General features: G+C 36.2%; 21 protein-coding genes. 15 read left to right on the top strand and 6 right to left on the bottom strand.

Features of this window, described 5'->3' with window-relative positions:
* The 3 genes from ACGHIN_RS13185 to ACGHIN_RS13175 all read left to right on the top strand — a co-directional run.
* Window positions 1-944, top strand: a 944-nt coding sequence (locus ACGHIN_RS13185; protein ID WP_390454257.1) for a M20/M25/M40 family metallo-hydrolase, incomplete at its 5' end; no start/stop codon positions are given.
* An 11-nt stretch (window positions 945-955) separates the two neighbouring features.
* Complete coding sequence (locus tag ACGHIN_RS13180; RefSeq protein WP_390454254.1) at window positions 956-1504, top strand: putative glycolipid-binding domain-containing protein; 549 nt, start codon at window positions 956-958, stop codon at window positions 1502-1504.
* Between the two features lie 3 nt (window positions 1505-1507).
* The gene (locus ACGHIN_RS13175; RefSeq protein WP_390454251.1) at window positions 1508-1738 is read left to right on the top strand and encodes an LOG family protein; all 231 of its coding nucleotides are present in this window, start codon (window positions 1508-1510) and stop codon (window positions 1736-1738) included.
* Window positions 1739-2005: 267 nt separating this feature from the next.
* Here ACGHIN_RS13175 and ACGHIN_RS13170 read toward each other — a convergent pair whose 3' ends face one another.
* Window positions 2006-2335 (bottom strand): 2Fe-2S iron-sulfur cluster-binding family protein, encoded by a 330-nt coding sequence (locus ACGHIN_RS13170; RefSeq protein WP_390454248.1) that lies wholly within the window; start codon window positions 2333-2335, stop codon window positions 2006-2008.
* Between the two features lie 12 nt (window positions 2336-2347).
* Complete coding sequence (locus ACGHIN_RS13165; protein ID WP_390454245.1) at window positions 2348-3403, bottom strand: NAD(P)/FAD-dependent oxidoreductase; 1056 nt, start codon at window positions 3401-3403, stop codon at window positions 2348-2350.
* 157 nt (window positions 3404-3560) lie between these two features.
* On the opposite strand from ACGHIN_RS13165, the gene ACGHIN_RS13160 reads away from it, so the two are divergent.
* Complete coding sequence (locus tag ACGHIN_RS13160; RefSeq protein ID WP_390454242.1) at window positions 3561-4331, top strand: DUF3108 domain-containing protein; 771 nt, start codon at window positions 3561-3563, stop codon at window positions 4329-4331.
* A gap of 112 nt (window positions 4332-4443) precedes the next feature.
* Entirely contained in the window at window positions 4444-6873 is a 2430-nt protein-coding gene (locus tag ACGHIN_RS13155) for a DUF5916 domain-containing protein (RefSeq protein WP_390454239.1), read from the top strand.
* A gap of 618 nt (window positions 6874-7491) precedes the next feature.
* Here ACGHIN_RS13155 and pheS read toward each other — a convergent pair.
* Together pheS and ACGHIN_RS13145 are read right to left on the bottom strand one after the other, a co-directional pair.
* Window positions 7492-8502, bottom strand: coding sequence for a phenylalanine--tRNA ligase subunit alpha (gene pheS / locus ACGHIN_RS13150; protein WP_390454236.1), 1011 nt, complete (start codon window positions 8500-8502; stop codon window positions 7492-7494).
* Window positions 8503-8633: 131 nt separating this feature from the next.
* Window positions 8634-9293, bottom strand: a complete 660-nt coding sequence (locus ACGHIN_RS13145) for a YceI family protein (RefSeq protein ID WP_390454233.1) — start codon at window positions 9291-9293, stop codon at window positions 8634-8636.
* A gap of 73 nt (window positions 9294-9366) precedes the next feature.
* On the opposite strand from ACGHIN_RS13145, the gene ACGHIN_RS13140 reads away from it, so the two are divergent.
* Window positions 9367-10302 (top strand): sulfate/molybdate ABC transporter ATP-binding protein, encoded by a 936-nt coding sequence (locus tag ACGHIN_RS13140; protein ID WP_390454230.1) that lies wholly within the window; start codon window positions 9367-9369, stop codon window positions 10300-10302.
* Between the two features lie 313 nt (window positions 10303-10615).
* Here the strand turns inward: ACGHIN_RS13140 and ACGHIN_RS13135 are convergent, their stop codons facing one another.
* Complete coding sequence (locus ACGHIN_RS13135; RefSeq protein ID WP_390454227.1) at window positions 10616-10960, bottom strand: zinc ribbon domain-containing protein YjdM; 345 nt, start codon at window positions 10958-10960, stop codon at window positions 10616-10618.
* 178 nt (window positions 10961-11138) lie between these two features.
* On the opposite strand from ACGHIN_RS13135, the gene ACGHIN_RS13130 reads away from it, so the two are divergent.
* Window positions 11139-12344, top strand: a complete 1206-nt coding sequence (locus ACGHIN_RS13130) for an RsmB/NOP family class I SAM-dependent RNA methyltransferase (protein WP_390454224.1) — start codon at window positions 11139-11141, stop codon at window positions 12342-12344.
* 26 nt (window positions 12345-12370) lie between these two features.
* Here the strand turns inward: ACGHIN_RS13130 and ACGHIN_RS13125 are convergent, their stop codons facing one another.
* Window positions 12371-13330: a hypothetical protein gene (locus ACGHIN_RS13125; protein ID WP_390454221.1), complete on the bottom strand. Its 960-nt coding sequence runs from the start codon at window positions 13328-13330 to the stop codon at window positions 12371-12373.
* A gap of 132 nt (window positions 13331-13462) precedes the next feature.
* On the opposite strand from ACGHIN_RS13125, the gene ACGHIN_RS13120 reads away from it, so the two are divergent.
* From ACGHIN_RS13120 to ACGHIN_RS13085, 8 genes are all read left to right on the top strand, one after another.
* Window positions 13463-15127 (top strand): GLPGLI family protein, encoded by a 1665-nt coding sequence (locus ACGHIN_RS13120; RefSeq protein ID WP_390454218.1) that lies wholly within the window; start codon window positions 13463-13465, stop codon window positions 15125-15127.
* A gap of 316 nt (window positions 15128-15443) precedes the next feature.
* Window positions 15444-17114: an asparagine synthase B gene (gene asnB / locus ACGHIN_RS13115; RefSeq protein ID WP_390454215.1), complete on the top strand. Its 1671-nt coding sequence runs from the start codon at window positions 15444-15446 to the stop codon at window positions 17112-17114.
* Window positions 17115-17312: 198 nt separating this feature from the next.
* Complete coding sequence (locus tag ACGHIN_RS13110) at window positions 17313-18155, top strand: hypothetical protein (protein ID WP_390454212.1); 843 nt, start codon at window positions 17313-17315, stop codon at window positions 18153-18155.
* 92 nt (window positions 18156-18247) lie between these two features.
* Window positions 18248-19645 (top strand): MFS transporter, encoded by a 1398-nt coding sequence (locus ACGHIN_RS13105; protein ID WP_390454210.1) that lies wholly within the window; start codon window positions 18248-18250, stop codon window positions 19643-19645.
* A gap of 73 nt (window positions 19646-19718) precedes the next feature.
* Window positions 19719-20594 carry a pirin family protein gene (locus ACGHIN_RS13100; protein WP_390454207.1) on the top strand — a complete coding sequence of 292 codons (876 nt, stop codon included), beginning with the start codon at window positions 19719-19721 and terminating at the stop codon, window positions 20592-20594.
* 132 nt (window positions 20595-20726) lie between these two features.
* Window positions 20727-21038: a GNAT family N-acetyltransferase gene (locus ACGHIN_RS13095; RefSeq protein ID WP_123263364.1), complete on the top strand. Its 312-nt coding sequence runs from the start codon at window positions 20727-20729 to the stop codon at window positions 21036-21038.
* Between the two features lie 67 nt (window positions 21039-21105).
* Complete coding sequence (locus ACGHIN_RS13090) at window positions 21106-22005, top strand: pirin family protein (RefSeq protein WP_390454204.1); 900 nt, start codon at window positions 21106-21108, stop codon at window positions 22003-22005.
* 30 nt (window positions 22006-22035) lie between these two features.
* The coding region (locus tag ACGHIN_RS13085; protein ID WP_390454260.1) for an NADPH-dependent FMN reductase at window positions 22036-22162 on the top strand (127 nt) is incomplete at its 3' end.

Raw genomic sequence — 22162 nt, 5'->3', positions numbered from 1 at the left:
ATACAGAAGAGGACCACGAAATTGATATAGGTTGTGCAGGTGGAATAGATGTAACGATCACTCAAAATTATGAAGTGGAGCCCGCAAAAGGACAAATCGTAAGAATAGAAGTGAAAGGATTACAGGGAGGGCACTCCGGAATGGACATTCATAAAGGCTTAGGAAATTCCAATGTGATTTTAGGAAGATTGCTTTATGCAGGATTGGCCAAAGAAAATGTCCAACTGATCTCTATTGATGGGGGTGGCTTAAGAAATGCTATTCCAAGAGAGGCCGTGGCTTTGATCTCAGTACGAAATGCCAATGAATTTATCGAAGAAACTACCCTGCTGAAAAAAGAAATCTTAGAAGAATTCGCAACGGTTGAACCTAACATCCACATCAATTTAGAAAACTCAACAAGTTCTGAAAAAGCGCTTTCCGAAGAAGATTCAAGAAAGGTTATTTTGGTATTGAAATCTCTTCACAACGGAGTATACAGAATGAGCCCGGATGTGAAAGACCTTGTGGAATCATCCAATAATGTAGCCCGAGTGGAATTGAAGGGTGGAGAATTAAAAATCTTAAACCTTTCCAGATCATCGGTAGAATCCACCAAATATTCTGTAGCAGAACAATTAAAATCTGTAGCTGAATTAGCCGGAATGAAAGTGGAGTTCAGCGGTTCTTATCCGGGATGGAAGCCGAAGCCGGGTTCCGAAATTGTGCAATTGATGGAAAAAATTTACACGGAAAAATTCGGTGAAAAGCCCCACGTTGTAGCTTGTCATGCCGGATTGGAATGTGGCATCATCGGAGCCAATTATCCTGAAATGGAAATGGTAAGCTTTGGTCCTACGATCAGAGGAGCCCATTCTCCGGATGAAAAAGCAAATATCCCTTCAGCACAAAAATTCTGGAATTTCACTAAAGATATTTTAGCGAATATTCCTGCTAAAAATTAAAAATCATTCAAATGAAACCGATAATTTGGAAAGGAATACTCTATCATTCTCTTGAATATTTCAACCTGATTGAAAGTGAAGAAAATTATAGGGCAACCTCAAGAATTATCGGTTCATTTGAAAATACAATTTATTTCGTAAGCTATCAAATCGTAATTGATAAAAACTGGCTTATTCAAAATTTCACCATTGAGTATGAAGTTAATGGAGTTCAATCAAAAGTAACTGGCCTTAAAAATGGAAATGATTGGAAAATTAACGGAACAGACCGCCCTGAATTTTCAAATTTCAAATACATCGATATCTCATTAACTCCTTTCACCAATACGTTACCTATCAATAATTTAAATTTATCCAAAGGACAATCTTGTGAAATAGATGTTATATATATCCATATTTTAGAAGACAAAATCAAACCGGTCAAACAGCAATACACCAAAATAAGTAAGTCCGAATATCTATATGAGAATATTCCAAAAAACTTTGAGGCCCGGATTTCCGTTGATGATTCAGGCTTGGTTGAAAATTATCCCGGTCTTTTTGAAAAAGTATTACTATAAATGATGATGAAAAATATTACAGTATTCTGCGGCTCCAGCTTCGGCTCGGACGACATTTATAAAGAGCAGGCTGCTTTGCTTGGACGCACTTTAGCACAGCAGAACATACAGTTGATTTATGGTGGTGCCGATGTCGGGTTAATGGGAACCATTGCAGACAATGCTTTAAATGAAGGTGGAAAAGTGATGGCTTTTCTTTTATTTCTGAATTCTTGTATTATCCCAGTGGATTGAAAGTAACCAAAACAGTTACTTTCAAGTATGATAAAATTTCAAAAAAATTTATCCTTCATAAAATTGTTAAAAACAATGAAAGCCGGATAGACGGAGAACTCGAAAACAAAATACATGTTCAAACCGTTAAAGATTTGGAATAATTGATTTTGACAATTACTATTAATGAACCTGTTAAAACCAAAAGCTTAACACAAAATTAAAAAGCATAAAAAACTCCCGAAAAATAATTTCGGGAGTTTTTTTATAATTTATTGTTTATTTTTCTTAAGGATAAGGAGCAATCTCCACTTCCAAACCTTCCATTTCAGTCATAATATGCAATTGACATCCCAATCTGCTGTTATCCTTCACATGGAAAGCTTCCGCCAACATGGCATCTTCTTCATCACCCATCGGTTCTAAACCGGGATCGTTAACTACATATACCTGACAAGAAGCACACATCGCCATTCCTCCGCAAACTCCGATTGTTCCTTCTTCCGCCAGTTCATATGAACGGATCACTTCCATTAAGTTCATGGACATATCCGTTGGAGCAATAATATCGTGGGTAATCCCCTCTCTATCGATAATTTTTATATTGATATCTGACATAATTTTGCAAAATTAGTCAATTTTTTTCACAACAGCCTTCTCTGCTTCCTTACGGCTTCCGTCGAATCCGTCTACTCCACTCACTGTTGTATACTTTAACACATATTTTTTACCCGGATTTAATCTGTTGTAAACGCTTTGACACATTAAAGTCGCTTCATGGAAACCACAAAGGATTAATTTTAATTTTCCAGGATATGTATTGATATCTCCGATGGCATAAATACCATCAATGTTAGTCTGATAATCTAAAGCATTGTTTACTACGATAGCGTTTTTCTCAATATTCAATCCCCAATTTCCGATCTCACCCAATTTTGGCGTCAATCCGAATAAAGGAATGAAATAATCCGTTTCAATATCGTAAGCTTCCTGACCTTCCACTTCTACTGTGATCGCTTCTACTTTTCCGTCCCCCTTTATTGCAGTAACTTCAGCAGGCGTAATTAATTTAATCTTTCCTTCATTTTTCAGGTCCTGAACTTTCTCTACAGAATCCAAAGCGCCCCTGAACTCATTTCTTCTGTGGATCAAAGTAACCTCACTTGCCACATTGGATAAGAAAATACTCCAGTCCAATGCAGAATCTCCCCCACCGGCAATCACTACTTTTTTATTTCTGAAATGCTCAGGTTCTTTTACGAAATATTCAAGACCTTTTTCTTCGTAGTCAGCAATATTTTCAATGGTTGGTTTTCTGGGCTCAAAAGTACCTAAACCTCCCGCAATAGCAATAGCTTTAGCCCTGTGAACGGTTCCTTTGTTGGTTATTACTTCAAACCACTCATCATCTATTTTAGTATAAGAAACAGCTGTTTCTCCTAAAGTAAAGCCTGGCTGGAATTGTTTGATCTGCTCCATTAAATTATCTACTAATTCTCCTGCATTAACCGATGGATAACCCGGGATATCAAAAATAGGTTTTTTAGGATAAAGCTCTGCCAATTGTCCTCCCGGTTGAGGAAGTGCATCTATGATATGACACTTCATTTTAAGCAAACCTGCTTCAAATACGGCAAAAAGCCCGGTTGGCCCGGCTCCTATGATCAATATATCGGTAGTTATCATAATAATAAGATAATTTAATTATATGTGTAACTGCAAATTTACTAATTTTAATGCGAAGCATATTTAATTGAGTCTAAATAAAAACCTGAGATTTGTCAAATATCATTAAAAAGAATAAAGAGTTGAAATTTGGCAACGTTTTTGTAAAATTCAAATTATGAAGAAAATTTTAAATATCATTGCAGTATTCATATTCAGCTTTGGTTTTGGCCAGATAGACAATATTGCAGACGGCGAGTCCCTTACATTTAGAATCCACTACGGGTTTTTGAATGCCGGAACAGCGAATCTGACAACCCAGAAAACCAACTATAAAGGAATCCCCCATCTTTATGCCAAAGGAACAGGACAGACAACAGGTGCTGTAAAAACTTTCTTCAAAGTAGAAGATCTTTATGAAAGTTTTATCAACATCAATACAGGGCTGCCAAGTTTTTACGTAAGAAATGTAAAGGAAGGAGGATATCGCCAACATTTTGAAACTACTTTTAATCACGATAATCATACCCTGATCTTAACGGACAAAAAGAATCCTGCCAATGGTTCTAAAGTAATAAAATCCGTTAAAGGAGTCCAGGATATGCTTTCCTGCTTTTATTTCCTGAGAAGTAAAAGCACGAGTGAGCTTAGGGTAGGAACCGTAATCAACATGAATGTCTGGATTGATGATGAAATGTTTCCTTTTCAGCTGAAAGTAACCGGTACGGAAAACCTGAAAACAAAATTCGGAACCATTAATTGTCTGAAAATTATTCCGTCAGTAAAAAGCGGCAGGGTTTTTAAAGAAAAAGAAGGCGTAACAATGTGGGTGACTAATGACGCCAATCACATTCCGGTTTTATTGAAGGCTGAGTTGGCCGTAGGATCATTAAAAGCGAGCATCGACAGCTTTAAAAATGTAAAATATCCTTTAAAGTTCACAAAGTAACAGGTCTCTTTTCAGAATAATAAGTGTCTGTAATTTTTTACAGACATTTTTTTGTGTCCGGATGTAACAATTGACAGAATTGGATTGTTATGTTTGTATAACACTAAGAAACATGAAAACCAGAGCACTCATTATTATACTCCTGTCCACATTTTCCCTCTCGTATTCTCAGAAAAAAGAAGAGGACCATATTGTAAGAAAAAAAATAAATATTACCAAAACCCCATCCTCTCCTAAAATCGACGGTATCCTTGATGATCCGGAATGGCAAAATGCTCCGATAGCCACTCATTTCATTGAAAGAAACCCCAACAATGGAAAACCACAGGATGATTCTATCAAAACAGAAGTAAGGATTCTATATGATGACACCGGAATTTATTTCGGGGCTCAAATGTATGACCCGACTCCTGATAAAGTAGCCAAAGAACTTACGGAAAGAGACGGAATCAATAATGATGATTTTTTCGGAGTCACTTTGAACGGATATAATGATAAACAGCAGAGCCTGGAATTTGTAGTAACCGCTGCAGGAGTTCAGTTTGATGCTAAAATGACCAGCGATGGTGAAGATGAATCATGGAATTCTATCTGGTACAGCGGAGCAAAAATCAACGATAAAGGTTGGGCAGCAGAAATAAAAATTCCTTATTCTGAATTAAGATTTCCTGACAGCAATGTACAGGAGTGGGGAATGAATATGTTCCGCAGAATTCAAAGGATAAAAGCATCTTATGACTGGAATTTTGTAGATAATCAAAAGAATTCTTATACGCTGTTTGATGGGATTTTACAGGGCATTGAAAACATCAATCCTCCTACCCGTTTATCTTTTACTCCCTATTTTTCTACCTATATTAACAATTTCGACGGAAAAACCACTTCCAGCTTCAATGGCGGAATGGACGTAAAATATGGGATCAATGATGCCTTTACCTTTGACATGACCTTAATCCCGGATTTCGGACAGGCTAATTTTGATAACTCTATTTTAAATTTAACACCTTTTGAACAGCAGTTTTCAGAACAGCGGACTTTCTTCACAGAAGGGACCGAGCTATTCAGCAAAGGCGGAATGTTTTATTCCAGAAGAGTTGGCGGTGAACCGACAGGATATCCTGTCACTAATGAAAAGGAAGAAGTCCTGGAATATCCGGCGAAAGTAAAGCTGTTTAATGCTTTTAAAATATCCGGAAGAACCAAAGGTGGATTAGGAATAGGCTTTTTTAACGGAGTAACCCAGAAAATGGAAGCTACAATTCTTAATTATGAAACCGGAGAAAGAAGAAAAGAAGTTATAGAACCGTGGACGAATTACAGCGTTTTGGTATTTGATCAAAGATTCAACGGCAACTCTTCTGTTTCTTTAGTGAATACTAATGTAACCAGAGATGGTAATTTCCGTGATGCTAATGCCACCGGAATCCTTTGGGACATCAACAATAAGAAGAACACCTACAAGACCTTCGGGAGCCTGAAAGGTAGCTGGGTAATGAACGGAGAAACGAAATTCGGAACCCGTGGGGAAGCCGGATTTGAAAAGATCGCCGGAAAAAACCGCTTTTCGCTGAATGGAAATGTAACGACCAGAGATTGGAACATCAACGACCTTGGATTTTCAACAAAAACCAATTTTGCCAACTATAATGCATGGTACAGCTACAGGATTCTGCAACCGACAGAAAAGTTCAATAATATTTACCTCAACTTTAATATCAATTATTATCACAGGCTGGAATCTTTCCTGTTCTCGAATCTTATTTTCAATAATAACAATAGCTTTACCGACAAAAAATTCAGGGTTTTTGGAGGTGGAATTGAGTTTACGCCGTTTGGACAAAATGATATTTATGAACCCAGGACTTTCGGAAGACATCTTAAAATTCCCGGATATTTTAATTCATGGATCTGGTTTGAAAGTGATAGCAGAAAAAAGCTGCAGTATAACTTTACCGTAGATTACTATGCATTTAATGAAAAAGGAAGAAATCAGGTTTTCACCAATTTCGGACTTCGTTACAGATTTTCAGACAAATTCAATATGCATTGGACATTCAATCCAAGCTTCAGCAATAACGAAACCGGTTTTGCCGGAAAAAACGATACGGATATTTTTATTGGAAGAAGGCAAAGAAATACGTATGAAAATGCTCTGACCTCAAAATATACCTTCAATGAAAAAATGGCTTTGTCTTTAGCGTTCCGCCATTATTTTTCAGATGTAACATATAAACAATTCTATACGCTTAATCAGGATGGAAGTTTAACGGATACTTCCAGTTTTAACAACAATTTAAACGGAACCTATAATGCCTGGAATGTCGATTTAAGATTTTCATGGTGGTTCGCTCCGGGAAGCCAGCTGACATTGCTCTACAGAAATGCCACCTCCAATTATCTTGAAACCTCGCGATTAAGTGTAAAAAATAATTATGACGTTCTTTTTAATGAACCAATGGTGAATAATTTTTCTTTAAAGCTGACCTACTTTTTGGATTATAACCGGATAAAAAACTGGACGAAGAAAAAGGCCAAAGGTTAATGAATTGCTTAATTTCATTGCATCATAAAGCCAGCTTTTCAGCAACTTTGCCGCCTATATTTATGCTCTAAAATTAACTGCAGGGTTTGTTGAACTTTGCGTTGACAAAAATAAAGTTTTTAATTACATTTTGTTTCTTAGGTCAGTAATTAAAAACAAAAAGCCTCCGGAATTTTCGGAGGCTCTTATTTTTTTCATTTGTGTTTAAGTCAGAATCAAGAACGATATTAATTATTTTTATTCCTCATTTGTTGATACAAAAATATTACATATTAGTATACTTACTTCTAAAATAACCCAGATATATGTCGATATGATAATAGATATTTTTCTAGGAGAAGATCAGGGTCTGTCACTGAAATAAAAAAACCTCCGGAAATTCCGGAGGCTTTCGTTTTCATCATTTGTGTTTATAAAGTCTCTGATTTTTCATCATTTGTGTTTTGTCTGAAATCAAAGATATTTTTAATTATTTGTTATAATAATTTCAATTCCTCATTTGTTAATACAAAGATATTAACATATTAGTACTTATTATTAAAAAAAGCCTAGATATATATCGTTAGGCTAATAGATTTTTTTCTATAAAAAAACCTCCGGAATTCCGGAGGTTTGATTTTATAATGTTTTAAACTGTTCTAATGTTCTGATATCATTTTCAAAGAACATTCTGATATCGCTCATCTGGTAAAGAAGCATAACAATTCTTTCAATTCCCATTCCGAATGCATAACCTGAATATTTCTCAGCATCAATATTCACGTTTTTCAGAACGGCAGGATCTACCATTCCGCAACCCATGATTTCCAACCAGCCTGTTCCTTTTGTAATTCTGTAATCGGTTTCAGAATTCAGTCCCCAATACACATCAATTTCAGCACTTGGCTCCGTGAACGGGAAATAAGAAGGTCTCATTCTGATCTTGGACTTCCCGAAAAGCTCAGTGGTAAAAAACTGAATCGTTTGCTTTAAATCTGCGAAGCTTACATTTTCATCAATGTATAATCCTTCAATCTGATGGAAAATACAGTGAGAGCGTGAAGAAACCGCTTCATTTCTGAATACTCTTCCCGGAGATAAAATCCTGATCGGGGGTTGGTTTTCTTCCATATAGCGGATCTGCACAGAAGAAGTATGGGTTCTTAAAAGAATATCCGGATTCTGTTCAATGAAGAATGTATCCTGCATATCTCTTGCAGGGTGATATTCCGGTAGATTAAGTGCGGTAAAATTATGCCAGTCATCTTCAATTTCCGGTCCGTCTGCCACCGCAAACCCGATAGATTTGAAGATTTCGATAATTCTGTTTTTAACCAGGTTGATCGGGTGTCTTGAACCTAAATCCAACGGAAAAGCAGGTCTTGTAAGATCTTCTTTTTCTATTGCAATAGAAGATTCAGAAGCATTTTTCAAATCTTCCAATTTTACTGCAACAGCTTGTTTCAGAGAATTGATTTTTTGTCCGAACTCTTTTTTCTGGTCATTGGGAACTTCTTTGAATTTTTCAAAAAAATCGTTCAGAACCCCCTTTTTCCCATTGTACTTAATTCGGAAGTTTTCTATTTCCTCTTTAGATGTAGCATTGAAACTGTTTACTTCGACTAATAATTCTTCTATCTTTTCTATCATTGTCTTGCCCTTTCAAAAATGTTTTGCAAAAATACGGTTTTTCGGTGTAATAATTTTCTTTATTTGTCATAAAAAATCTGCCCCTTTATCGGAGGCAGACTTCAATCACTTATTTCACTTAAATAAAAAAATTATTTTTTTTCTAAAGCTTTGATACTGATCTGAAGAGTTACCTCATCTTTAATTACCCCATTCTCAGCCGGAGCCTGGAATTTTACACCAAACTCTTCTCTCATAATGTCTTTAGGCTCAGTAGCAATACTCACTTCTCCATCTTTCACCGCAACATTCGCTTTGAACTGTGTGGGTTTTGTAATCCCTTTAATCGTTAAATTCCCATCCAAAAGCGTATTATAATCGCCTTGCGCAGCTGGAGTAACTTTGGTAATTTCATAAGAAGCAGTGGGGAATTTCTCTACTTCAAAGAAGTCGCCGCTTTTCAGATGCCCGTTAAGCTTTCCTAACTGTTCTGCATCGTCTTTTAAGTCAACAGAAGTTAGGGATCCCATATCTGCAACAAATTTTCCGCTTTCAAGCTTACCATCTTTTACCGTTACATCGCCACTTTCAAATTTAATGGTTCCGAAATGACTCGTACTTTCAGATTTAAATACCTTATATCCTTTCCATTCCACTTTACTGTTTAGTGTATCCACGGTATACTGAGCACCTTCTTTTGTAGTCGTCACTTCATTATTTTCACTAGTAAGAGGTTTATCTTTCTTACAGGAAATGGTAATAGCTGCAATAAAAAGTCCGGGAATGACCAGGGAAAACAGTTTTCTTCTCATTTTGATATGTTTTAATATACCCGCTAATATAATAAAAAATTTTATTATTTTGTAAAAATAGTACATTTGTAATATGCTATTAGAAATAAACAACCTTCATTTTTCATATTCCAAAGAAAAGCCGCTGTTTCAGAACCTCAACCTGCGATTTGAAGAAGGCAGGATCATTGCGTTGGCAGGGGAAAGCGGATGCGGAAAATCCACATTACTAAGTTTGATTTATGGTCTTTTAGACTGGGAAATCGGTGAGATCATCTTCAATGGCACCCAACTTCTGGGGCCCAAAGGAAATCTTGTTCCCGGAGAGGCTGAAATGAAATTCGTCGCCCAGAATTTCGATCTGATGCCTTATTCCACGGTAGCCGAAAATGTGGGAAAATTTATTTCAAACATCAACTTAAACCAAAAAAAAGAAACCGTTCAGGAGCTTTTGGAAGTCGTAGGATTGGAAGAATTTGCCTCTACCCTACCTAAAAATCTGAGTGGCGGCCAACAGCAAAGAGTGGCCATCGCAAGGGCCCTTTCCGTAATGCCTAAATTGCTGATTCTTGACGAACCTTTCAGCAATCTTGATTTTTCAAGAAAAATAGAGCTTCGTGAAAGGCTTTTCAAATATGTAAAGCAAAACAATATTTCCCTGATCATTTCCACCCATGAGCTTCAGGATATTATTCCATGGCTGGATCAGATTGTGATTCTTCAAAATGGCAGATTGATTCAAAATGATCATCCTGAGGAAACCTACAGAAATCCTTATAATACTTATGTAGCCAAGCTTTTCGGAGAAGTGAATATTTTTAATGAAAAAGAAATTGCAGACTTTGGCCTCTCCAAATTTTCTTATTATCCTCATGAAATCACAATTTCCGATACCGGCATGGAAGCTGAAGTTCTGGAAAGCAGGTTCGCAGGAAATCACTATTGGAATAAAATCAGAATAAAAAATAAAGAGCTGGTAGTTTATACGGATAAAAAGCTGGAAAATCCAATTAGGGCTTTATTTATATAAGGCAAAAGCTAATTTGTCTTTTGCATTTTTACGATTAACCATACAACCCATAACCATCACATTTACTAACAGTTATTGTTAATTTGTGGATAAAAATCTATGAATAAAAAGAAAAGATTTTAAAACTTTTTCCTACATTTGTATTTCCACAGCATAAGGAAATTTTTGGTTAATTCTCTTTCTGCCTTTGAGACGAAAATTAGCAGCCCTGCAATCTAGTCTTTGAAAGATTACACTGTCCAATTTTTTCCTTTTTTTTTATGCCTTGAAATAAAAAATGTGCCCTAAAAGGCACATTTTACTATATAAATTCTCAAGCTTTTTTCACAAACTCTGACTTCAAAGCCATTGAACCGAATCCATCAATTTTACAGTCAATATTATGGTCACTGGTGAAATTTAAACGGATATTTTTCACCTTCGTTCCCGCTTTTACCGGTTTTGGCGCCCCTTTCACCGGCAAATCCTTAATTACAACCACAGAATCTCCATCCTGAAGCTCATTCCCATTTGAATCCAGGATTTTTCCTGCACTGGCTGTTTCAGCAGCCACCTCTTCCGGATTCCATTCATGAAAACATTGCGAACAGACCATCATATTATCACTTGGATAGGTAAATTCTGATCCACATTTTGGACAAAGTACAGTATCACTCATATTTCTATTTTTTGCAAAGGTAAACTTTTTAGAAGTTATGAATTATGAGCTATAAGTTATTAATCTCGTATTTGCGTCCAATAAACTTATAATTCATAACTTCTAACTCATAGCGTCAATTCAAACTCTCAACTTTAATTCGTATTTTTGCATATTGAAATAGCAGAAGCGAAAATTTATGGAACTTATACACAGAAATCTGGCGATCGGTATTCACGATGCTTTACAGGAAACGTTTTTTGAGAAAAACAAATATGCAGATAAAGTGATCGAAAGGCTTTTGAAGGCTAACAGAAAATGGGGAAGCCAGGACAGAGCTGTTGTTTCTGAGATTTTCTATAACATCATCCGTTGGAAAAAACGTCTTGAATATTATATGGGAGAAGGCGTAAAACCCGGAAATGTATACAAACTGATTCTTGCTTATCTGCTTTGGAGTGAAACCAAATTTAAAAAGTTTGATGAATTCGACGGGATCAAAACGGCCGATATCATTACAAAACTGAAAAAAGGAACGGTTCCTACAAAAGCTATTGAACATTCCATTCCGGACTGGCTGGCTGAAACACTGGAAAAAGAATTAGGTCCTGATTGGGAAAAGGAAATGAAAGCTTTGAACGCACAGGCTCCGACTGTTTTAAGAGCCAATTCTTTGAAAACTTCCACGAAAGAGCTTATTTCTGATCTTTCCGATGAAAATATCGTTTCTTACGGAATTAAAAATTATCCGGACGCTGTACAGCTTGAAGAAAAGAAAAACGTTTTCCTTACCACAGCTTTTAAAGACGGATTATTTGAAGTTCAGGATGCATCTTCCCAAAAAATAGGATATTTCCTTGATGTAAAAGAAGGACAAAGAGTTGTAGATGCGTGTGCGGGAGCCGGAGGAAAAACCCTTCACCTGGCTGCATTAATGCAAAATAAAGGACAGATCATCGCCTTAGATATTTTCGAATGGAAATTGGCGGAACTAAAGCGCCGAGCTAAAAGAGCAGGAGCACACAATATTGAGACGCGTATGATCTCAGACAATAAAGTGATCAAACGTCTTTATGATAAAGCAGACAGATTATTGATTGATGCACCATGTTCCGGCTTAGGAGTTTTGAAAAGAAACCCGGACAGTAAATGGAAAATCGATCAGGATTTCATCGACAGAATTAAAAAGGAACAACAGCAAATTCTTCAGGATTATTCAAAAATGCTGAAAAAAGGAGGAAAAATGGTATATGCAACATGTTCTATCCTTCCTTCTGAAAATAATGAGCAGGTGGAAGAGTTTTTACAAAACAATCCCGGTTTCAAAATGATTAAAGATGAGAAAGTAATGCCAAGTCAGGGGTATGACGGATTTTATATGGCTTTGATTGAAAGGGTTTCCTAGCAAAATATACACTCTATAATAATGAACTACTCTATTTTCTGGAGTAGTTTTTTTCTGAAATTATATATAAAGAAATATTCATTGGTATCATACAAAATAATTTTATCACTAAACACTTCATTTACTAATCTAAATGGAAAGAAACTACTCTTATTTTCAACACTTACTTTGAATGAAGTATTTTTATCTTCTCCATCAAAATAACTAAATGTACTCATACTATCGAAAATAAGAAAAAATTGAGCCCAGGCTGAATCTATATAATATTTAAAATCTTTAACCTTATATTGTGTTGTCGCACCTCCTAAATATTCTCCTTTTTTTGAAGAATTCGGAGTAACCCTAAAAATAAACTCTCCTTTTTTCCAGAAAATCCTTGTACTTAAATAACCATTATTTAATATTTCAATATCATTATTTACTACTTCATCCACCATTGGAGATTTCTTTTTAAGAATTTTTTTTATAAAAGATTCTGAATTGGCCAAAATCGATAGTTTATCACCATCCCTATTATAAACATAAGGAGTAGGGATTAAATAATTATTGATTTTCTTTCTATTTAAAATAGTGTATTCAACTAATTTTAAAATATCAATTATATCTACTTTTTCACATAGAATTCTGATCGCCAAACCATAATTATTAGTTTTTGTTACGGTTTCTTTACTCAAAAAAGGAAGTTTATATTGTGAATTATTACTTTCTAAAATAAAAAGTTTTTCATCTGGGTAATTAGGATAATAGGTAACACGCTCGATTAATATAGTATCTGCATAGCCTAGTCTTTCGGAAATAATTTTAGAAAGCTCACCCACAACTTTCATCTTTGCTTCTTCTGACTCTATTGTTTTCGTTCCAAAATTGAATGCGGAATTAAAATAGGTTTTAATATTTCCAAAGGTTCCAGTTACCACCTTTGGTTTGTGAGCCATATAAAAATGACACAGAAATAAACAAAAAAACAGCAAAAGAGATCGTTTCATGATATTATTTTTGTTTGAACGTAACATTATTATAATTATTTCATACTCATTGAATAAAAGCAATAAAGCTGTTGCTATTCACATTATGGTGATCTCACTTGTAAAAATTACCTTTGTAAAAATTTTGTAATCATGCCCAAAAGAATCGTACAGACCTTCTTTATCTTCCTATTTTGTCTGAACTATGCTCAGACCTATGAAATTCAATACCTCAGTTCTTCTAACGGAAAAATATCTCCGGAGCAGACTCCTATCCTTGTATGGGTGAATGAAAAGGAAAATTTCATTTTAAATAATAAAATCCGGGAACAGAAAAGTGATTATCCTTTTGAGATCACTAAAATCGAAAAGCCTTCCAACACCATTGTATCGTATGGCTTTCTGAAGCCGGGAGAGATCATTTCCACTTCCGACACGGAATCTGTGGGGAAGCAGACCTTTGAATTGACTAATGAAACCAAAAAGATTTTAGGCTACACCTGCAAAAAAGCGGTTACGAAAATCAATTCCAATACCATTGAAGTCTGGTACACCAATGATTTAAAAGTAACCGGCGGACCCTCAAGCCTGGGCCAGAAATTAGGCTTGGTTCTGGAAATTGAAAGAAATAAAAATTCAGCAATTACAGCCAATTCCATTAAAAAAGTAAAGAAAACAGATATTGAAAATATTCTAAAAAACCCCGTTAACACAACAGATCTGTTAGGTTACAGAGATTTATTATGGAAAAGCAGGTTTACGACTTTAAAAGTATTTGAAAACGAAACCATTAATTTTTCTGATGAGTCAAAATCTGATGAAAACATCAAAAGATTTGCGAATGGAACCATCATTCTTAAAAAAATAAAATTCCCCACAATCTCTGAAGGTGAAAACATCTTTGTGGAATTAAAACAGCAGTCTAATGGCGATGCCTATGACAGGACAGGAACCGTTTTCTTCATTCCACAGGATAAATCCCAGTCTTTTTTTGACGGATTGGAAAAAGGCGCGAAAACTCTTCCCCTTTACGATAACGGAAATGGAAAACAATATTACGGAGTAACCGCAACGGAAACCTATAATCCGGCTGTTGAAATGATGAGATTTTTTACGGCCTTTGGGATTGAAAAATTCAATCATATCCAACTGAAAGGAAAAAGCTGGCAAACCATAAGTCCTTATCGTCAGGATATTACAGAACTCAAACCTGAACTCTCCGGAAAAGAGCTTTGGGTTGGTACATTTATTGGTAATTATGACAAGGGTGGTCACAAAGTGAGCCTGGAAATTACGATTCACAAAAGTGATCAGGGGGTCAATAAAAACAATAAGGCAATCCCTTTATTCAATACGGTGAACATTATGGAAATGGCGGGACAGGATTATGCCACCATGTTTAATAATGACAAAGGATTGTTTGTTGAATTTACTCTGAAAAAAGATTTGAAAAATGCACAGTTGCGATATATTACAACCGGACATGGAGGTTGGGAAAACGGAGACGAGTTTGTTCCAAAGGCGAATTCTATATTCTTAGATGGGAAAATGATGTATTCTTTTGTGCCTTGGAGAACAGACTGCGGCTCTTATCGTTTATATAATCCGGCTTCAGGGAATTTCCAGGACGGCCTTTCTTCTTCGGATTTAAGCAGATCCAACTGGTGTCCCGGAACCATTACGAATCCTGAGTTCATTTCTTTGGGAGATTTAAAAGCCGGGAAACATACCATTCAGGTAAAAATTCCACAGGGTGCTCCGGAAGGAACTAGTTTCAGTGCATGGAATGTTTCGGGAGTGCTGCTGGGTGTTGAATAAAAAAAACCTTCTTGCAAACTGAATTACAAGAAGGTAAAAACACAAATGATGAAAAAAAATTATTTCGAGCCACAAAGTAAGGGGTAATATTTTTATAATAAATTACCATATATTAATAAATATTTCATTTTTATTTCGTATGTAACTTTTCATTACGTTTTAAAGTGAAAAAAATCCGTCTAAATACACATTAAAGGAATAAAAAATTAAAATTTTTAATAAAAAACATAAATTTAATTAATATTTTTAATTTTATTAATATTTTAATTGTCTGTTTTAAATTACAATTCTATTTTTGCTTCAAATAAATAACAAAATGTGTGGAATTGTATGCCTGTTTGATGCCAAACAAAAAACCGAAATGTTAAGACCTCAGGTCTTGGAAATGTCAAAAAAAATCCGTCACAGAGGTCCGGACTGGAGCGGGGTTTTTCAAAATGAAAAAGTAATTTTCTCTCATGAAAGGCTTGCCATTGTAGATCCTACTTCCGGAAAACAGCCTCTATTCACTAAAGATGGAAAAATAGTTTTAGCCGTTAACGGTGAAATTTATAATCACAGGGAATTAAAAAATGAATTTCCGGACTATGAGTTCCAGACTCAATCCGATTGTGAAGTTATTTTAGCACTTTATAAAAAATACGGAAAAAATTTCATAGAAAAACTAAATGGAATATTTGCTTTTTCACTTTATGATCTCGAAAACGATATCTATTTGATTGCTCGCGATCATATGGGAATCTGTCCCCTTTACCAGGGTTGGGATAAAAACGGGAACTATTATGTAGCTTCCGAACTGAAAGCTTTGGAAGGAATTTGCAAGACCATCGAAACTTTTTTACCGGGACATCTTGTATTCAGCCCTGAAGGGAGTGAACTTCAGCAATGGTACAAAAGAGACTGGGAAAGCTATGATCATGTAAAAGATAACACAACAGATGTTGCTCAATTAAGAAAAGGTCTTGAAGATGCGGTTCACAGACAATTGATGAGTGATGTTCCTTATGGAGTGCTTCTTTCGGGGGGCCTGGATTCTTCCATTATTTCTGCGGTTACCGCTAAATTCGCAAGACAAAGGATTGAAAGCGGTGACACTCAGGAAGCATGGTACCCGAGATTACATAGCTTTGCGGTAGGGCTGGAAGGTTCCCCGGATTTAGCAGCCGCGCAAAAAGCAGCTGAACATATCGGATCTGTGCACCATGAAATCCATTTTACCGTTCAGGAAGGCCTGGATGCGATCCGTGATGTGATCTACCACCTTGAAACGTATGATGTAACAACGGTAAGAGCTTCCACACCCATGTATCTTTTAGCCAGAGTCATCAAATCTATGGGAATCAAAATGGTGTTATCCGGAGAAGGCTCCGATGAATTGTTCGGAGGGTATCTATACTTCCATAAAGCTCCTAACGCTCAAGAATTCCATGATGAAACGGTAAGAAAACTAGGCAAACTTCATTTATATGATTGCTTAAGAGCCAACAAAGCATTAATGAGTTGGGGAATCGAAGGAAGAGTCCCGTTTCTGGATAAGGAGTTTATGGATATTGCCATGAACATTAATCCGAAAGATAAAATGGTGAATGCCGCTGAAGGTAAAATTGAAAAATGGGTTTTAAGAAAAGCATTCGAAGACCTGCTTCCTGAATCGATTGCATGGAGACAGAAAGAGCAGTTTTCTGACGGGGTTGGCTATTCCTGGATTGATACTTTAAAAGAAGTAGCCGAAAAAGAAGTTTCTGATGAGATGATGGCGAATGCTAAATTCAGATTTCCTTTAAACACACCTCAAAACAAGGAAGAATATCGTTACAGAACCATTTTCGAAGAGCACTTCCCAAGTGAAACCGCAGCAGCAACCGTGCCGTCCGTGCCATCTGTTGCGTGCTCCACTCCTATTGCCCTGGAATGGGATGAAGCTTTCAAAAGAATGAACGATCCTAGCGGAAGAGCAGTGAAAGTTCATGAAACTTCTTATAAGTAAATGAGTATGGAGCTCAGGAGACTGGGCGTAGTATTATTGTAGAGATGATTTTGAAGGTGAATTCTGTTTCCCCTGTCTTATTATCAAATAAATTTTTGTCAATCCTGTAGCAATACAGGATTTTCTTTTGAATTAACGATAATAATATTGACAGAATTTAACCGACAATCAAAAATATTATCTAATAAATAATTATATTTGGAAAACGAAAAAATCAATTATAAAGAAATGAGAAGAAACATTACTATTTTATTTGCTTTATTATCCATCAGTTTTGCTTTTGGACAGGGGAAATATGGCAAGTATCTTAATTCAAAAAAGCTTGCTTTAACCTATAAAAGTGTAAAGGATGGTGACAAAGAGGATTATTATCAACAGTATTACTGGCTGGTAAAAGCTGAGCAATTAAAAACATATCCTCACTTAAAGGATGTAAAGCCTGTAGTTTTATATGAGTTCGTGAAAAAAGTAAATCCGCAGAATCCTACCAAAAAGTTGGATAAAAGAGGCAAAGAACTTAGGGAAACTGCAGAATTATCTCTGAACCAATATTTTAAGAACAAAAAATTTGACAACAACTCTGTTTTAATGTATAACCTGGAAACCTATGTGGATCCGTCTAAGGGAGAATACTATACAAAAGTTGATCCTGAAAAGATCAAAGAATTGGTTCCTAAGGAGCTGTTTGCTTTCAATTCTTTCAACAGAAACTCAGGTGAAGAAAAGACTTATTATCTGTGGATCGATAAGGAAAAAGATGATTTCAATATCGTCAACATTATTCCTAACGAAGAAGATAATAAAGCATTCTATGCAAGACTTAAGCAATATCTTCCTAATTATAAATTCTCCAAATATGTGCCTTCTGTGAAAAAAGGAAATAAAACGGATAAAACAGATGCGGATTACTACTACATCATGCCGTTTGAACAGAACACAGATAATATTGAATACAAAACCAAGGATTTCAAAACTTTCGTTTTAAGCCAGTACAGAAAAGCCGGTGATGAATGGAAAGGAGTAGAAAAACCCAGAAAATAAATCAAAAAGTCCTGTGAAATTTCACAGGACTTTTTTAATTTTATACATATATTTTCTTTATAATGCTGTTGTAAAGAATAACCGATCATAAAATGCCGGAAACATCACCAACCACCCCGATCAAAAAAATCCTTCCTTTGATTCTTGCCACCGCAATTTTTATGCAGATGCTGGATTCAACTATTCTGAATACTTCATTACCCTCCATCGCAAAAGATTTAAAGGAGTCTCCACTCAATATGCAAAATGCCATTATCAGCTATGTTTTGACACTGGCTGTTTTTATGCCTGCAAGTGGATTTTTGGCTGACCGGTTCGGTACAAAAAAAGTTTTTATCTTTTCTCTCATTCTCTTCAGCATAGGCTCTTTATTTTGTGCTTTATCACAAAACCTTACCCATCTCGTAATCTCCCGTGTGATACAGGGAGTAGGCGGAAGTTTAATGACTCCGGTAGGTAAACTGGCTTTAATCAAAACATTTGATAAAAATGAATTGTTAAAAGCTATGAACTTCGCCATTATTCCGGCACTGATCGGCCCTGTTTTAGGTCCTTTGGTGGGTGGGTATATGGTAGATTTTCTTTCGTGGCACTGGATTTTTCTGATCAATATTCCTATTGGAATTTTAGGAATTGTTTTAGGTGCGAAGTTCATGCCTAATTACCAATCTGATGATGTGGATTTTGATCTGAAGGGCTTTATCATTTTCGCAACAGCTTCCCTCCTGCTTTCGGTTTCCCTGGAACTTTTCGGGAATCTTCAGAATACAACGCCGGTACTTTTTGTTTTCATTTTAGGATTCCTTCTCCTCTATTATTATTACAGACATGCAAAAAGAGACGGCAATCCCATCTTTCCTTTAAATCTTTTCCAGGTAAGAACATTCAGGGTGGGAATTTTAGGAAACCTGGCAACACGATTGGGAATCAGCTCCGTTCCTTTATTACTTCCCCTGATGATCCAGATCGCTTACAAACAGTCTGCCGTCACTTCAGGATGGATCGTTGCCCCTATGGCTCTCACGGCTATATTCGGAAAATCCTCCGTGATTAAAATTTTAAACAAATATGGATACAGAAAGACATTAATGGTGAATACGTTTATCATCGGAAGCTTAATCTGCTTGCTCGCCATTCCTGACATTCATTCCTCTTTATATTGGTTTGTTCCCATCATTGCGGTGTTAGGATTTTTCAATTCCATACAGTTTACTTCTATGAATACCATTTCCATTGCCGATCTGCGGAATTTCCAGACCAGCAGCGGAAACTCATTAATTTCAGTTAATCAGCAGCTTGCCATCGGCTTCGGGATCGCATTCGGTTTGATCGTTTTAAAGCTGTTTGAAAATACAGACATTGTTCATGGAGAAATTCATAATGCCTTTCGTCTTACCTTTCTCACCATGGGAATTCTGACCATTATTTCAGGTTTTGTTTTCAGAAGGTTACATATTTCGGACGGCAAAAATATGAAGTCAGAAGAATAAGACGAACTTATCAAAGATCAATGCAATTGATTTTTAACTATGGTAATTTTGTTTCCTATAAATGACAATTATTATGGCAACTAAAGACATAGAAATCGTAGTATCTCCAAAACCTGCCCATTTTGTGGGGGACGGTTTCAGAGTCCATAATTTTATTCCAAGCGTATATGGACTTGACATGAAAAGAATGGATCCTTTCATCATGCTTGATTATAATTCGAAATTCCATTTCAACGGCTCAGACACTCCAAGAGGTGTAGGAGTGCATCCGCACAGAGGTTTTGAAACCGTAACGATTGCTTATCAAGGAAAAGTTGAACACCATGACAGTGCAGGCGGTGGCGGAATCATCGGTGAAGGTGATGTACAATGGATGACTGCGGCAAAAGGAGTCTTGCATAAAGAGTATCATGAAACGGAATGGTCTAAAACCGGCGGTATTTTCCAAATGGTTCAGCTTTGGGTGAATCTTCCTGCAAGAGATAAAATGAGCAAACCGAAATATCAGGCGATCAAGAATTCAGAAATGACCAAAGTTGACCTGGGCGAAAACGGATTGGTGGAAGTGATCGCAGGAGAATACCTTGAAAACAAAGGTCCTGCAACCACTTTCAGCCCGATCAATATGATGAATGCCAAGCTGAAGGCAGGTGGAAAAGCTGAATTCAGTTTCCCGGCTCATTACAATACGGCGGCATTGGTTATTGAAGGAAACATTATTGTTAATGGAAAAGAAAAAGTTTCTTCCGATCATTTTGCCGTGTTTAAAAATGAAGGTGAGACATTTACCCTTGAAGCGTCTGAAAATTCAATTGTATTGATCATCAGCGGAGAGCCTATACAGGAACCTATTTATCCTCACGGACCGTTTGTGATGAATACAAGGGAAGAAATTTTACAGGCTTTTGAAGATTTCAATACCGGAAAATTCGGTTATCTGGAAGATTAAATAACACCCTATAAACAAGCTTTTGCCATTCTGCAGGAATTCCACCTATACATATAATATCTATATTTAAAATTCCTGCAGAATGACAAAAATGAAATATTATTTTAAATATTCACTCTAAAATAAAATATTATGAAACCTGAATTTGAAAATATTCCACTGGTAAAAACCGGAAAAAGATTTGAAATAGAAGTTAACGGGCATTATGCCTTTATCGATTACCGTGAAATGGGCCATCAGATCGCTTTGGTTCATACGGAGGCTGAGCCGGAACTTGCCGGAACAGGAGCTGCAGCAGCCGTTGTAGAAAAAACTTTACATTATATTGAAGACAATCAAAAGAAACTGTTACCTTTTTGTCCATACGTTTTTGCCTACATTAAGAAACATCCGGAATGGAAACGTATTGTAGATGAAAGATTTGAAGGCTACAATCAACTTTAATTTTACTTAAAGTAGCATCAACATTAAATTTATTAACTAAATTAGCTTATTAAACCCATTTTTCACCATGTCAAACATCGGACTTATCATAGAAGAAAAAGCAGCAGATATTGGAAATTTTTTAGTGGGAAGACTTTTGCCTTTCCGCGAAAAAAGAGCAGTCGGACCATTTGTTTTTATTGATCATATGGGACCGTCTGAACTGATGGATTATCAGAATCTTGATGTTCCGCCACATCCGCATATCGGACTTTCCACCTTAACGTATTTGCTGGAAGGGTCTATTTTCCATCGCGACAGCATCGGAAGTGCCATCGAAATAAAGCCGGGTGCCGTAAACTGGATGACCGCAGGAAAAGGCGTTGTACATTCTGAAAGAACTCCAGAGTATTTAAGAACAACAGATAAAAAGCTTCACGGATTCCAGATCTGGGTAGGGCTTCCTAAACACCTGGAACAGACTGAGCCTACTTTTCATCATATTGAAGCGGAAGACATTCCTGTTTGGGAAGAAAACGGTATCCAGTATAAATTAATTGCCGGGGAAGCATTTGGAAGAAAATCTGCGGTTCCTGTTCACAGTCCGTTATTTTTTATTGAGATCAAAACCAAAACTCCACAGAAAATAAGCATCGGAAAAGATTTATATGGTGAAGCAGCCATGTATGTTCTGGATGGAACCGTAAATATTGAAGGGAATTCTTATGGCTCCAAACAATTATTAATCGCCAAGGACACTAAAGTTTGTGAGTTCGATATGAGCGAGAATGGAACGGTATATCTTTTCGGAGGGGAACCTTTTCCTGAAGAACGTTTTATATTCTGGAATTTCGTAAATTCAGACAAAGAATTGATTGAGCAGGCGAAAGTGAACTGGAATGATCAGAATCATGATGCTTTTCCATTGGTTCCGGGTGATGAGCATGAATACGTACCGCTTCCGAAAGCTATTCTGAACAGAAAATAATCCGGACCGGACGATTATTAAAAATAAACTATGAAAATATTAGCATTTGCAGGAAGTACTTCTTCAACTTCTATTAATCGGGAGCTGGTAAAATTTGTTCTAAAAGATTTTCAGGACGAAGAGATTAATTTCATTGACCTTAATGATTATTCCATGC

The organism is Chryseobacterium barbadense (assembly GCF_042849955.1).
Lineage (GTDB): Bacteria > Bacteroidota > Bacteroidia > Flavobacteriales > Weeksellaceae > Chryseobacterium.
Note: the sequence above shows the minus strand (reverse complement) of the source record. Positions and strands in the feature narration are given on the sequence as shown.